Below are 12,597 nucleotides of genomic sequence, written 5' to 3'. Positions count from 1 at the left end.
CTTAATGGCGGGGCGACTTTGCGAATACGGAGGTCGAGGGGACTTGGGCTCTCGATACCAAATCGGGGGTATCAAGGTTTCTCATCGGGGGTGTTTGGCGGCTGGCGATGTGGTGATGGTCAACTGAATCGAGCAGTGAACTTTGAATCATTGCCGGCCGTGCCGTGGTTGCCTTCGTGTAGTGCGTGTAGTGCCGGGCTTGTTCCCAGTTCTGGTCGCTCTTCGCGTGGGCGCGCTCGGCTTGGTCCCGGACCTCGTTCGCGTTTTTTAGGTTCTGCGGATCTAGCTCACGGTTTTCGACTACCTCACGGTGGTAGGCGTTGGCCTGCCGGTGGGCGTGTTGTACTTCATTGATTAAGCCGAGACGCTCCTCGAAGAGGGATTGGTACCGGTCTCCAAGTTGCTGGTGGCGTTGCTCCTGGCTGGCGAAAAACCTCGTAACAGCGTCGGGATTACCAGTGTCGTAAATCGATGCGGATCCATCGTGGAGCGGTTCGTGTTGGCTAGGCTGCGGTGGTGCGGGTGATGTCATGCGAAGGTACCTGTCGTACTCATCGCCAGCAGCCCGCCGGATTGTTCGCCGAGGGAATTAGAACGGTTCTCACACGCGTCCATGCCTTCAATGTACCCCACCCCTAAGGGGATGGGCGTGCGACGGACTAGGTGGCGTAGAGCAGCACTTCGATGCGCCCACCGTGGCTCGGAGACGGCGCGCCGCACAATGCGTACGTTGTCGGTCTCGAGAATTCGCCGACGCAGCTGCCATTCCAGATGTGGCCGGCTTGGTGCATAGGCAGTGAATTCCTTGCGCAGCGTATGACCTGTCCCAAGCACATGGCCCGCGGCGCCCAGATAGATGCAATCCGGCCGGTTTTCCAACATCGGCGCGCCTGCGGTCACCATATCTTTCAGCAGGCCCGGGAACGGGCTTTCGAACTCGATTGCCCCGCGGGCCATCAGCAGGTGTAGGTGCCGGTCCTGCGGGACTTTGGCACGGTTCGCCGGTAGGGTCGGTAGCTCATCACGCTCGTAAACCGTCACACGGGCAAAGAAATCCGAGAGCATACGCGTGCTCATTCCCCAGCGTACCCAGTACTGTGCGGCACAGTTGACGACGAAGAGGACGCTGAATGGCCACTAGATGGAGGATGAAGTCGGTCGAACAATCGATCGCCGATACCGACGAGCCGACGACTCGGCTACGTAAGGACCTCACCTGGTGGGATCTTGTGGTCTTCGGTGTCTCGGTGGTGATCGGGGCGGGCATCTTTACCGTGACTGCCTCGACCGCTGGTGACATAACCGGCCCGGCGATCTGGATATCGTTTTTGATCGCAGCCGCTACCTGCGCGCTGGCGGCGCTATGCTACGCCGAGTTCGCCTCGACGCTTCCTGTGGCGGGCAGCGCCTACACGTTCTCCTACGCCACTTTCGGTGAGTTTCTGGCTTGGGCGATCGGCTGGAATTTGGTGCTGGAGTTGGCGATAGGCGCCGCCGTGGTCGCCAAGGGCTGGTCGAGCTATCTGGGCACAGTGCTCGGATTCGTTAGTGGCTCAATTCATCTCGCATCGTTGGATATCGACTGGGGTGCGTTGCTCATTGTGGGCCTGGTGGCGGTCCTGTGTGCGCAAGGCACCAAGCTGTCGTCCAGATTCTCCGCGGCGGTCACCGCGGTCAAGGTGTCGGTGGTTCTTCTGGTCGTTGTGGTAGGTGCCTTCTACGTGAAGACCGCGAACTACTCGCCGTTCATTCCTGAGCCCGAACCCGAGCGCCACGGAAGCGGGCTCGAACAGTCCTTATTGTCCTTGCTGACCGGCGCGGAGGGCAGCAATTACGGTTGGTACGGGGTGTTAGCGGGCGCGTCAATCGTGTTTTTCGCGTTCATCGGATTCGACATTGTGGCCACCATGGCCGAGGAGACCAAGCACCCGCAGCGCGACGTTCCGCGGGGCATTTTGGCGTCGTTGGGGGTCGTCACGGTCCTCTATGTCGCGGTCTCAGTCGTGCTGTCGGGCATGGTTTCCTACACCGAGTTGCGAACCGTGCCGGGCGGCGGACCCGCCAACCTTGCCACCGCATTCAAAGCCAACGGCGTGTACTGGGCTAGCGGGATCATTTCTATCGGGGCGTTAGCAGGGCTGACCACCGTGGTGATGGTGTTGATGCTCGGGCAGTGCCGGGTGTTGTTCGCGATGGCGCGAGATGGGCTGTTGCCGCGCCAATTGGCCAGGACCGGTTCGCGGGGAACCCCAGTACGGATCACCGTGTTAGTGGCTGTGGTGGTGGCTGCTACGGCGTCGGTGTTCCCAATAACCAAGCTCGAGGAAATGGTCAACGTCGGTACGCTCTTCGCGTTCATCCTTGTTTCCGCCGGGGTGATCGTGCTGCGTTGGACTCGGCCGGATCTGGAACGCGGCTTCCGGGCTCCGTGGGTACCGGCACTCCCAATTGCTGCTATATGCGCTTGCCTCTGGCTGATGCTGAACCTGACCGCGTTGACCTGGATGCGGTTTGGCATCTGGCTGTTGTTGGGGATCGCGATCTATGTCGGCTACGGGCGTAGGCACTCAGTGCTGGGCCGTAGAGAGGCGCAAAAGGTGGATAGCCGAGTGACATAGGACAAAAGGCGTCGTATTGTCTAATGCTGCGTAGTGTGATTCATGCGGAGGTTTGGCATATGACGACACAAATCCGACCCGGCGAACCGGGACTTCCCCAAGAGAGCCAGGTGGGGGAATGGCGGGACAAGAAGCGCTACCTGTGGCTCATGGGTCTGATCGCCCCGACCGCGCTGATCGTCATGCTGCCGAACATCTGGCTGATGAACCAGGCCGGCTGGCAAACCGCGTCGCAGACGTTGCTCTGGGTTGGTCGGGGCTTGACCCCTTGGGTTGGACACGGGATTTGTGGTTAGGCGGCTTGGGGCAGCGTAGCGGATAGGTGGGTCCTCTCGTAGGTGGCGGGGCTGAGCTGGTTGCAGTAGGAGTGGCGTCGTGTGGTGTTGTAGCGGGCCAGCCAGCGAAAGACCTCGCGTCGGCAGGTGGGGGCGTCGTCCCAGCTGTGTCGGTCTTGGAGGACCTCGCGTTTGAGGGCGGCGTTGACCGATTCAGCCAGGGCGTTGTCGGCGCTCGATCCGATAGCGCCCATGGACTGGGTGACCCCCAACCGGGTACACAGTTTCGCGAAATCCTGTGACGTGTACTGGCGTCCGTGGTCACTGTGGAATACCGCACCACCCAGACTGCCCCGTAGCGCCTCGGCGGCCTTGAGGGCATCTTCGACCAGTTCGGTGCGCATATGCTCTGCGATCGCCCACCCAGTGATCCGCCGAGACCAGCAGTCGATGACGGTGGCCAGATACAGGTTAGCGCCGCTAGCCAGCGGCAAGTACGTGATGTCCCCAACGTATCTCTTGTTGGATTCAGAAGCGGTGAAATCTCGTTTAAGCAGGTCAGGATATTTCTGTGTGGTTTTATCTGGTCTGGTTGTGCGGACACGGCGGCGGCACCGATACCCAGCGATCCCCGCTACGCGCATGACTCGGGCTACTCGCTTGTGGTTGACCCGCTCAGTATCAGCAACACCGTCGTTGAGTTCAGCGGTGATCCGCGGGCACCCATAGGTGTTGTCCTGATCATGTATTGCGCGAATACGCTCGGCCAACACCGCATCAGCAGCGGTTTGAGCTGCCCGCGTGGCTGCTGCCTGACACCAGGTGTAAAACGATGATCGAGCGATCTCGACGACCTGGCATAGCCGCTTCGGTGGCGTCTTAGGACTGGTGTAAAAACGCTGGGCGCATGTTCCTGGTGGTCATGTTACGCGGCGGTGGTGTCGGTCGTGGTTGTTGTGGTGGGGGGATGCAGTGGGCGGGGTGGCTCGAGCAGTTGGTGGCGTAGTTCTTGGAGGTGGCGGCTGGTCGCTGATGTTTGGGTGACTCCGCGCCAGCCGCGGCTGGCGCGGTCGAGGACGGCCCATACCAGCGACAGACAGCTGGTTTCGCCGGGTAGGCGGCCGATGACCTTGACCCGGCGACGGGATTCTCCGAAGGTGCGTTCGATGAGGTTGGAATGGCGGATGCGTGTCCAGTGTTGGCGGGGGAAGCGCAAATGCACGCTCAGCGAGGCGAAGTCGTTGGCCAGGCAAGCGACCGCGGCTGGGTAGAGCCCGCGGTATGTGGTGGTGAACTCCTCGGCGCGGCGGGTGGCTTCATCCACGGCCTGCTGGCCGGGTGGCTGGTCAATGTCATCGAAGATCGACCAGAACGCGGCTTTTTGATGGTCGCGTCTCATCGCTGGTGTAAATGGTCACGGGCGTAGGTTCCGTCGCAACCGACGAAAGCTATGAAGGAGGGGCTACGCCCGTGACCAAGCGAGTATCGCCGATTGAGCGTGTGCGTGTTGAGATGGATCAGTTGTTCGCCGCGACCGAGCGGCCGTTGACCGAGATTTTGGAGGAGGTCGGGCGGTTATCGGTGCGTCTGGTGTTTCAGGTCGCCGTGGAGGCCGAGGTAGAAGCAGTGTTGGGCCGAGCCCGTCACCAGCGTCGGGTTCAGGACGGCCCGGGCGGGTACCGCAATGGGTATCAACCGCCGGCGACGGTGAAGACCACGATGGGCTCGGTCGAATTATGCCGCCCGAAACTACGCGACACCGACGAGCGGTTCTGTTCGCGGCTATTCGGTGCCGGGGTGACGCGCACCCACGCTCTGGAGGCGTTGGTGATTTCGGGATGGGTGCGCGGTTTGTCGGATCGCGACATCGAGGCCGCGTTGGCCGAGGTGCTGGGCTCGCAGGCGGCGTTGTCGCGCTCGACGGTGAGCCGGATTTGTGCGGCCATCAAAGACGAGTTCGCTGCGTGGTCGTCTCGACGCCTTGATGAGCTGGTGTTGGACTACCTGTTCTTGGATGCCTCGAACTTTCGGATGCATCCCAACGCCCCGGCCGAGCCGGTGCTGGCCGCCTGGGGCATCTGCACCGACGGCAAGCCCCTGTTTATTGGGCTGGCCCCAGCCGCAGCGGAGTCGGCTGATGCGTGGGCCGACTTCTTGGCTGACCTGAGGAACCGGGGACTACGCCCGCCGCTACTGGGCATCTCCGACGGGGCGCCGGGCCTGATCGCCGCATGGGAGACCACGTTTCCGGCAAGCCTGCGTCAGCGGTGTCTGATCCATCGCTGCCGTAACGTCATCGCCAAGACACCTGTCGCGGTCCAGGACGAGATCAAAGCCGCGTTCTGGTCGATCTTCGATGACATTGACCAGCCACCCGGCCAGCAGGCCGTGGATGAAGCCACCCGCCGCGCCGAGGAGTTCACCACCACATACCGCGGGCTCTACCCAGCCGCGGTCGCTTGCCTGGCCAACGACTTCGCCTCGCTGAGCGTGCATTTGCGCTTCCCCCGCCAACACTGGACACGCATCCGCCATTCCAACCTCATCGAACGCACCTTCGGAGAATCCCGTCGCCGGGTCAAGGTCATCGGCCGCCTACCCGGCGAAACCAGCTGTCTGTCGCTGGTATGGGCCGTCCTCGACCGCGCCAGCCGCGGCTGGCGCGGAGTCACCCAAACATCAGCGACCAGCCGCCACCTCCAAGAACTACGCCACCAACTGCTCGAGCCACCCCGCCCACTGCATCCCCCCACCACAACAACCACGACCGACACCACCGCCGCGTAACATGACCACCAGGAACATGCGCCCAGCGTTTTTACACCAGTCCTAAGACGCCACCGCTTTGATCTCGTCCTGGACCGCGACAGGTGTCTTGGCGATGACGTTACGGCAGCGATGGATCAGACACCGCTGACGCAGGCTTGCCGGAAACGTGGTCTCCCATGCGGCGATCAGGCCCGGCGCCCCGTCGGAGATGCCCAGTAGCGGCGGGCGTAGTCCCCGGTTCCTCAGGTCAGCCAAGAAGTCGGCCCACGCATCAGCCGACTCCGCTGCGGCTGGGGCCAGCCCAATAAACAGGGGCTTGCCGTCGGTGCAGATGCCCCAGGCGGCCAGCACCGGCTCGGCCGGGGCGTTGGGATGCATCCGAAAGTTCGAGGCATCCAAGAACAGGGGGCTTGACCCCTTGGGTTGGACACGGGATTTGTGGTTAGGCGGCTTGGGGCAGCGTAGCGGATAGGTGGGTCCTCTCGTAGGTGGCGGGGCTGAGCTGGTTGCAGTAGGAGTGGCGTCGTGTGGTGTTGTAGCGGGCCAGCCAGCGAAAGACCTCGCGTCGGCAGGTGGGGGCGTCGTCCCAGCTGTGTCGGTCTTGGAGGACCTCGCGTTTGAGGGCGGCGTTGACCGATTCAGCCAGGGCGTTGTCGGCGCTCGATCCGATAGCGCCCATGGACTGGGTGACCCCCAACCGGGTACACAGTTTCGCGAAATCCTGTGACGTGTACTGGCGTCCGTGGTCACTGTGGAATACCGCACCACCCAGACTGCCCCGTAGCGCCTCGGCGGCCTTGAGGGCATCTTCGACCAGTTCGGTGCGCATATGCTCTGCGATCGCCCACCCAGTGATCCGCCGAGACCAGCAGTCGATGACGGTGGCCAGATACAGGTTAGCGCCGCTAGCCAGCGGCAAGTACGTGATGTCCCCAACGTATCTCTTGTTGGATTCAGAAGCGGTGAAATCTCGTTTAAGCAGGTCAGGATATTTCTGTGTGGTTTTATCTGGTCTGGTTGTGCGGACACGGCGGCGGCACCGATACCCAGCGATCCCCGCTACGCGCATGACTCGGGCTACTCGCTTGTGGTTGACCCGCTCAGTATCAGCAACACCGTCGTTGAGTTCAGCGGTGATCCGCGGGCACCCATAGGTGTTGTCCTGATCATGTATTGCGCGAATACGCTCGGCCAACACCGCATCAGCAGCGGTTTGAGCTGCCCGCGTGGCTGCTGCCTGACACCAGGTGTAAAACGATGATCGAGCGATCTCGACGACCTGGCATAGCCGCTTCACCTCGAAGGCGTGTCGGTGATCGGCAACGAACTGAAAGCGACTCACCAGTTCGTCTCCCCAGCGAAATACTTGGCCGCCGACCGCAAAATGTCCCGCTCGGTGGCCAGCCGGGTCTTCTCGGCACGCAACGCCTGGTTCTCAGCATGGAGCCGTGCCACCGCTTGTTCGGGGGTCTCGCCACCCGGGGCCCCTACGGCAACCGAACCGGGTTTACGGTGCCGAATCGGCACACCGTGGGCCTTGCACCACGCCGATAACGTTGGGTCGCTCAAGCCAAGCTCAGCAGCGATCATGCTGATCGTCGCACCAGCGGTATCCCGATACAACGCAACCGCATCCCGCTTGAACTCATCAGGGTAACTTTTCCTTGCCATAGGGGTGGATCATCTCGCTTCCCCCAGGAACATCCTGGGATTCAGCGTGTCCAACCCAAGGGGTCAAGCCCCGTCCTTTCCTCGTCTACATCCTGCTGCCGATTCTCGACCTGCGTTTTGGCCCTGATGGTCAGAATCCGCCCGACGAAGTGATGCAGCGGCTGGAGAACGACAAGTACTACCGGTACTGCACCTACAGCTACGTCCCGCTGCAGTACCTCAGCGTGGTCTTGGGGGCCTACCTGTTCACCGCCGCCGACCTCAGCTGGCTGGGTTACGACGGTGCGCTGGGCTGGGTCGGGAAGATTGGGTTGGCCCTGTCGGTCGGCGTGCTCGGCGGGGTGGGCATCAACACCGCGCACGAGATGGGGCACAAGAAGGATTCGCTGGAGCGCTGGCTTTCCAAGATCACCCTGGCGCAAACGTGCTACGGACACTTCTATATCGAGCACAATCGCGGTCACCACGTACGGGTGTCCACGCCGGAGGACCCGGCATCGGCCCGCTTCGGAGAGACATTCTGGGAGTTCTTGCCGCGTAGTGTGATCGGGAGCTTGCGTTCGGCAGTTCGACTGGAGGCCCAGCGGCTGCGCCGACGCGGTGTCAGCCCCTGGAACCCTAAGACGTATCTGTCCAACGACGTGCTCAATGCCTGGGCGATGTCAGTGGTGCTGTGGGGTGCCCTGATAGCGGCGTTCGGGCCGTCGCTGATCCCATTTGTCGTCATTCAAGCGGTTTTCGGTTTCTCGCTGTTGGAGGCGGTCAACTACCTTGAGCATTACGGACTGTTGCGGCAGAAGATGAAAAATGGCCGCTACGAGCGCTGTACGCCGGTACACAGCTGGAACTCCGACCACATTGTCACCAACTTGTTCTTGTATCACCTGCAGCGGCACAGCGATCACCACGCCAACCCCACTCGCCGCTACCAGACACTGCGCAGCATGGAGGGTGCGCCCAACCTGCCGAGCGGATACGCGTCGATGATCTCGCTGACGTACTTCCCGCCGCTATGGCGCAAGGTGATGGACCACCGGGTGCTCGATCACTACGCCGGCGATATCACCAGGGTTAACCTCCAGCCCCGCCTACGGGAGGAGCTGCTGGCGCGTTACGGCGCCGATCAGTGATGGCCGCTTACCAATGTCCGGTGTGCGGCTATGTCTACGGCGAGGTCAAAGGCGATGCCAGAGAGGGCTTTTCAGCGGGCACGCGATGGGAGAAAATTCCCGACGACTGGAACTGTCCGGACTGCGCGGTTCGCGAGAAGTTCGATTTCGAAAAGAACCTCGTAAAGATCGAAATGGGCGGGCAACCAATTGCGTGATCACCAGCTATTTCAGTGTGTCCAGTGCGGCTTCGAATACGACGAAGCGCTGGGCTGGTTGGAAGACGGCATCGAGCCCGGCACCCGGTGGGATGACATCCCCGAGGAATGGAGTTGCCCGGATTGCGGCGCGGCCAAGTCAGACTTCGTGATGGTGGCCGTGGCTCGCTCGTGATCGACACCGACGTCACTGCCCCGCATCGCTGAAAAGCCAGATATTGTCTCGCCTGTGAAGCGGATTTCTTATGCGGAAGCGTCCCGAGTCCTGTTGCGCGATTCGGTGCTAGATGCGATGCGGGATCTGCTGCTGAGCCGTGACTGGTCGGCGATTACGTTGTCTGACGTGGCGCGTGCCGCCGGGATCAGTCGACAGACCATCTACAACGAGTTCGGTTCGCGCCAGGGCTTGGCGCAAGGTTACGCGCTGCGGCTGACCGATCGCTTGGTCGACACTGTTCATGAAGCCCTGGACGCCAACGTTGGCCGCATCTACGAGTCCTTTCTGCAAGGGTTTCGTTCGTTCTTCTCCGAAACCGCCACAGACCCGCTGGTGATCTCGCTGCTGTGTGGTGTCGCCAAGCCGGATCTGCTGCAGCTCATCACGACGAACAGCGCGCCTATCATCACCCGAGCGTCTGACCGGCTGGCGTCGGCGTTCACCCAAACTTGGGTCGCGACCAGCGACGATGATGCTGGTCTGTTGGCGCGTGCGATCGTGCGGCTGGCCTTGAGCTACGTGTCGATGCCGCCCGAGGCCGACCACGACGTGGCGGCCGACCTGGCGCGGCTAATGACGCCGTTCGCGGAGCGTCATGGGGTCGTCAACCATCCCTGATCTGCGGGGCTGATATCCGCCCGCTAAGACGGGCCGCTAGAGTGGGGTCGAGAGCGTATTTAGGCTGCGTTGCCCGCTCGGATTCCCTAGTCCCCAAAAATAAGGATGAAACACGCTATGACGACGACCGAAACCTCGCTGACCGCCGACGTTCGTAATGGCATCGAGTACAAGGTTGCCGACCTGTCGCTGGCGGAATTCGGTCGCAAAGAATTGCGGATCGCCGAGCACGAGATGCCTGGCCTCATGTCGCTGCGACGTGAGTACGCCGAGGTGGCACCACTGAAGGGAGCCCGTATTTCGGGCTCGCTGCACATGACCGTTCAGACGGCGGTGCTGATCGAAACTCTGACGGCTCTAGGCGCCGAAGTCCGGTGGGCATCGTGCAACATCTTTTCGACCCAGGACCACGCCGCGGCTGCGGTTGTCGTAGGCCCGCACGGCACCCCTGAGGAGCCCAAGGGTGTACCGGTTTTCGCGTGGAAAGGTGAAACGCTCGAGGAGTACTGGTGGGCTTCCGAGCAGATGCTGACCTGGCCCGACCCCGACAAGCCGGCCAACATGATCCTCGACGACGGTGGTGACGCCACCATGCTGGTGCTGCGGGGTGCGCAGTACGAAAAGGCCGGTGTGGTTCCGCCTGCCGAAGAGGATGACCCCGCCGAGTGGAAGGTCTTCTTGAACCTGCTGAGGTCTCGCTTCGAGACCGACAAGGGAAAGTGGACCAAGATCGCCGAGTCGGTCCGAGGCGTCACCGAGGAAACCACCACCGGTGTGTTGCGGTTGTACCAGTTCGCTGCGGCCGGCGACCTCGCATTCCCGGCTATCAACGTCAACGACGCGGTGACAAAGTCTAAGTTCGACAACAAGTACGGCACCCGGCACTCGCTGGTCGACGGCATCAACCGCGGCACCGACGCGCTCATCGGCGGTAAGAATGTCCTGATCTGTGGCTTCGGCGACGTTGGTAAGGGCTGCGCTGAGGCGATGAAAGGCCAGGGGGCGCGCGTGAGCGTCACCGAGATCGACCCCATCAACGCGCTGCAGGCAATGATGGAGGGCTTTGACGTCAAGACGGTCGAGGAGGCCATCGCCGACGCCGACATTGTGGTGACCTCTACCGGCAACAAAGACATCATCATGCTGGAACACATGAAGCAAATGAAGGATCACGCGATCCTGGGCAACATCGGCCACTTCGACAATGAGATCGACATCGCCGGCTTGGAGCGCTCCGGGGCGACGCGTACCAACATCAAGCCGCAGGTCGATCTGTGGACCTTTGGCGAAACCGGCAAGTCGATCATCGTGCTGTCCGAAGGCCGTCTGCTGAACCTCGGCAACGCCACGGGGCACCCATCGTTTGTGATGAGCAACAGCTTCGCCGATCAGGTGATCGCCCAGATCGAGCTATGGACCAAGAACGACGAATACGATAACGAGGTTTACCGGCTGCCCAAGCATCTCGACGAGAAGGTGGCTCGTATCCACGTCGAGGCCCTGGGCGGACATCTGACCAAGCTGACCAAGGACCAGGCCGAATACCTTGGTGTCGACGTTGAAGGGCCCTACAAGCCGGACCACTACCGCTACTGAGCTGAAGTTCCATGGTCGCGAGAAGCCGGCTAATAGGCTTGTGCCGTGCTGATCGCTATCGAGGGAGTTGACGGCGCCGGCAAGCGCACGCTGACTCGGGGTCTGAGCACGGCCTTCGAGTCTGCTGGCAAGTCAGTGACCACGCTGGCTTTTCCGCGGTATGGGCAATCGGTGGCCGCCGACCTCGCCGCGGAGGCTCTGCACGGCGAACACGGTGACCTCGCATCGTCGGTGTATGCGATGGCGATGCTGTTTGCGCTCGACCGGGCCGACGCGGCCGAACAAATCGAGGTGCTACGTAGCGACCAGGATGTGGTCATCCTGGATCGCTACGTAGCGTCCAACGCGGCTTACAGCGCGGCACGCCTCTATGAGGACTGGTCTGGAGAGGTAGTGGCTTGGGTGCAGCAGCTCGAATACCAGAGAATGGGGCTACCTCTGCCAGACTGGCACGTGCTGCTAGCCGTGTCTGCTGATGTCGCGGGGCAGCGAGCCCGCAACCGTGCACGGATTGAGCCAGGCCGGGAGCGCGACAACTATGAACGCGACGACGAACTTCAACAGCGCACGGGCGTCGTTTACGCCGGCTTGGCCGCTGCGAAATGGAGTGGGCCCTGGCTAGTGGTCGATGAAAGCATCGACCCGGGCCGGCTGGCAGGCACCTTGGCGGGCACATGAGCGGCCTCCAGGCCGGCTCCAGCGGCCCGTTCCGGCCCCATTAAACCCAAATTTGGGGGCAATTGCCCCGATCGGCCAAGAAACGCCCGTGTGGTGTCTGAGTTTTGTCGCGATCTGGTGACACCATGGACACCATGAGGCAAAGGATTTTGGTGGTCGACGACGATGCTTCGCTGGCCGAGATGCTCACCATCGTGCTGCGCGGGGAAGGCTTCGACACCGCAGTTGTCGGCGACGGTACTCAGGCACTGACCGCGGTGCGCGAGCTGCGCCCAGATTTGGTGCTGTTGGATTTGATGTTGCCCGGTATGAACGGTATCGATGTGTGCCGGGTACTGCGCGCCGATTCCGGTGTGCCGATCGTGATGCTGACCGCCAAAACTGACACCGTGGATGTGGTGTTGGGCCTGGAGTCCGGCGCCGACGACTACATCATGAAGCCGTTCAAGCCTAAGGAGTTAGTCGCGCGTGTGCGGGCGCGGCTCCGCCGCAACGACGACGAGCCCGCCGAGATGCTCTCCATCGCCGACGTCGACATTGACGTGCCGGCGCACAAGGTCACTCGCAATGGCGAGCAGATATCACTGACGCCGCTGGAATTCGACCTGTTGGTCGCATTGGCGCGTAAACCTCGCCAGGTGTTTACTCGTGATGTGCTGCTCGAACAGGTGTGGGGATATCGTCACCCAGCGGATACCCGTCTGGTGAATGTGCATGTCCAGCGTCTCCGGGCCAAGGTCGAGAAAGACCCCGAGAACCCGACCGTGGTGTTGACCGTTCGAGGAGTGGGATACAAGGCCGGACCTCCGTGATCCGCGGCGGCGACGA

Annotated in this window: 11 protein-coding genes and 5 pseudogenes; 10 read left to right on the top strand and 6 right to left on the bottom strand. The window is 61.8% G+C overall.

Annotated elements, in window-relative coordinates:
* Window position 1: 1 nt before the first annotated feature.
* On the bottom strand, window positions 2-532 hold the full coding sequence (locus ACO07W_RS06045; protein WP_421841632.1) for a hypothetical protein: 531 nt from the start codon (window positions 530-532) through the stop codon (window positions 2-4).
* Window positions 533-681: 149 nt separating this feature from the next.
* Window positions 682-1,077 (bottom strand): annotated as a pseudogene (locus ACO07W_RS06040) (oxidoreductase); the annotation flags it as partial.
* Between the two features lie 53 nt (window positions 1,078-1,130).
* On the opposite strand from ACO07W_RS06040, the gene ACO07W_RS06035 reads away from it, so the two are divergent.
* Together ACO07W_RS06035 and ACO07W_RS06030 are read left to right on the top strand one after the other, a co-directional pair.
* Entirely contained in the window at window positions 1,131-2,618 is a 1,488-nt protein-coding gene (locus ACO07W_RS06035; RefSeq protein ID WP_421841630.1) for an APC family permease, read from the top strand.
* A 59-nt stretch (window positions 2,619-2,677) separates the two neighbouring features.
* Window positions 2,678-2,872, top strand: a pseudogene (locus tag ACO07W_RS06030) (alkane 1-monooxygenase); the annotation flags it as partial.
* A gap of 38 nt (window positions 2,873-2,910) precedes the next feature.
* Here ACO07W_RS06030 and ACO07W_RS06025 read toward each other — a convergent pair.
* Window positions 2,911-3,762: pseudogene (locus tag ACO07W_RS06025) on the bottom strand (IS3 family transposase); the annotation flags it as partial.
* Between the two features lie 56 nt (window positions 3,763-3,818).
* Window positions 3,819-4,292 (bottom strand): transposase, encoded by a 474-nt coding sequence (locus tag ACO07W_RS06020; protein WP_421841628.1) that lies wholly within the window; start codon window positions 4,290-4,292, stop codon window positions 3,819-3,821.
* A 113-nt stretch (window positions 4,293-4,405) separates the two neighbouring features.
* Between ACO07W_RS06020 and ACO07W_RS06015 the strand changes: the two genes are divergently transcribed.
* A complete protein-coding gene (locus ACO07W_RS06015; protein WP_421840071.1) occupies window positions 4,406-5,680 on the top strand; it encodes an IS256 family transposase in 1,275 nt (424 codons plus the stop codon).
* A gap of 57 nt (window positions 5,681-5,737) precedes the next feature.
* Here the strand turns inward: ACO07W_RS06015 and ACO07W_RS06010 are convergent.
* Both ACO07W_RS06010 and ACO07W_RS06005 read right to left on the bottom strand, forming a co-directional pair.
* Window positions 5,738-6,067, bottom strand: a pseudogene (locus ACO07W_RS06010) (transposase); the annotation flags it as partial.
* Between the two features lie 37 nt (window positions 6,068-6,104).
* Window positions 6,105-7,333 (bottom strand): IS3 family transposase gene (locus tag ACO07W_RS06005; RefSeq protein ID WP_421840068.1). Its coding sequence is split into 2 segments (ribosomal slippage): window positions 6,105-7,018 and window positions 7,018-7,333, totalling 1,230 coding nucleotides; the frame shifts between segments, so codons are not numbered across the junction.
* A gap of 74 nt (window positions 7,334-7,407) precedes the next feature.
* Between ACO07W_RS06005 and ACO07W_RS06000 the strand changes: the two are divergent.
* The 7 genes and pseudogenes from ACO07W_RS06000 to mtrA all read left to right on the top strand — a co-directional run.
* A pseudogene (locus ACO07W_RS06000) lies at window positions 7,408-8,463 on the top strand (alkane 1-monooxygenase); the annotation flags it as partial.
* On the top strand, window positions 8,463-8,660 hold the full coding sequence (locus ACO07W_RS05995) for a rubredoxin (RefSeq protein ID WP_421841626.1): 198 nt from the start codon (window positions 8,463-8,465) through the stop codon (window positions 8,658-8,660). The pseudogene ACO07W_RS06000 and the gene ACO07W_RS05995, both read left to right, overlap by 1 nt.
* Window positions 8,653-8,835, top strand: coding sequence for a rubredoxin (locus ACO07W_RS05990; protein WP_421841624.1), 183 nt, complete (start codon window positions 8,653-8,655; stop codon window positions 8,833-8,835). Before ACO07W_RS05995 ends, ACO07W_RS05990 begins: the two co-directional genes overlap by 8 nt.
* 54 nt (window positions 8,836-8,889) lie before the next feature.
* Window positions 8,890-9,495, top strand: coding sequence for a TetR family transcriptional regulator (locus tag ACO07W_RS05985; protein ID WP_421841622.1), 606 nt, complete (start codon window positions 8,890-8,892; stop codon window positions 9,493-9,495).
* Window positions 9,496-9,612: 117 nt separating this feature from the next.
* Entirely contained in the window at window positions 9,613-11,091 is a 1,479-nt protein-coding gene (gene ahcY, locus ACO07W_RS05980) for an adenosylhomocysteinase (protein WP_421841620.1), read from the top strand.
* A 45-nt stretch (window positions 11,092-11,136) separates the two neighbouring features.
* A complete protein-coding gene (locus tag ACO07W_RS05975) occupies window positions 11,137-11,769 on the top strand; it encodes a dTMP kinase (RefSeq protein WP_421841618.1) in 633 nt (210 codons plus the stop codon).
* A 125-nt stretch (window positions 11,770-11,894) separates the two neighbouring features.
* Window positions 11,895-12,581 (top strand): two-component system response regulator MtrA, encoded by a 687-nt coding sequence (gene mtrA / locus ACO07W_RS05970; protein ID WP_421841616.1) that lies wholly within the window; start codon window positions 11,895-11,897, stop codon window positions 12,579-12,581.
* The last annotated feature ends 16 nt before the right edge of the window (window positions 12,582-12,597 follow it).

The sequence above is a fragment of the Mycobacterium sp. genome, assembly GCF_965230835.1.
Taxonomy (GTDB): Bacteria; Actinomycetota; Actinomycetes; order Mycobacteriales; family Mycobacteriaceae; genus Mycobacterium.
The sequence above is the reverse complement of the archived record's forward strand: the minus strand, read 5'-3'. Positions and strand labels throughout refer to the sequence as shown.

Bases quoted from the DNA above. Each gene is read 5' to 3' on its own strand.
- ACO07W_RS05995 (WP_421841626.1), top strand. From the start codon at position 8,463: ATGGCCGCTTACCAATGTCCGGTGTGCGGCTATGTCTACGGCGAGGTC.
- ACO07W_RS06020 (WP_421841628.1), bottom strand. From the start codon at position 4,292: ATGAGACGCGACCATCAAAAAGCCGCGTTCTGGTCGATCTTCGATGAC.
- ahcY (WP_421841620.1), top strand. From the start codon at position 9,613: ATGACGACGACCGAAACCTCGCTGACCGCCGACGTTCGTAATGGCATC.
- mtrA (WP_421841616.1), top strand. From the start codon at position 11,895: ATGGACACCATGAGGCAAAGGATTTTGGTGGTCGACGACGATGCTTCG.
- ACO07W_RS06015 (WP_421840071.1), top strand. From the start codon at position 4,406: ATGGATCAGTTGTTCGCCGCGACCGAGCGGCCGTTGACCGAGATTTTG.
- ACO07W_RS06035 (WP_421841630.1), top strand. From the start codon at position 1,131: ATGGCCACTAGATGGAGGATGAAGTCGGTCGAACAATCGATCGCCGAT.
- ACO07W_RS06045 (WP_421841632.1), bottom strand. From the start codon at position 532: ATGACATCACCCGCACCACCGCAGCCTAGCCAACACGAACCGCTCCAC.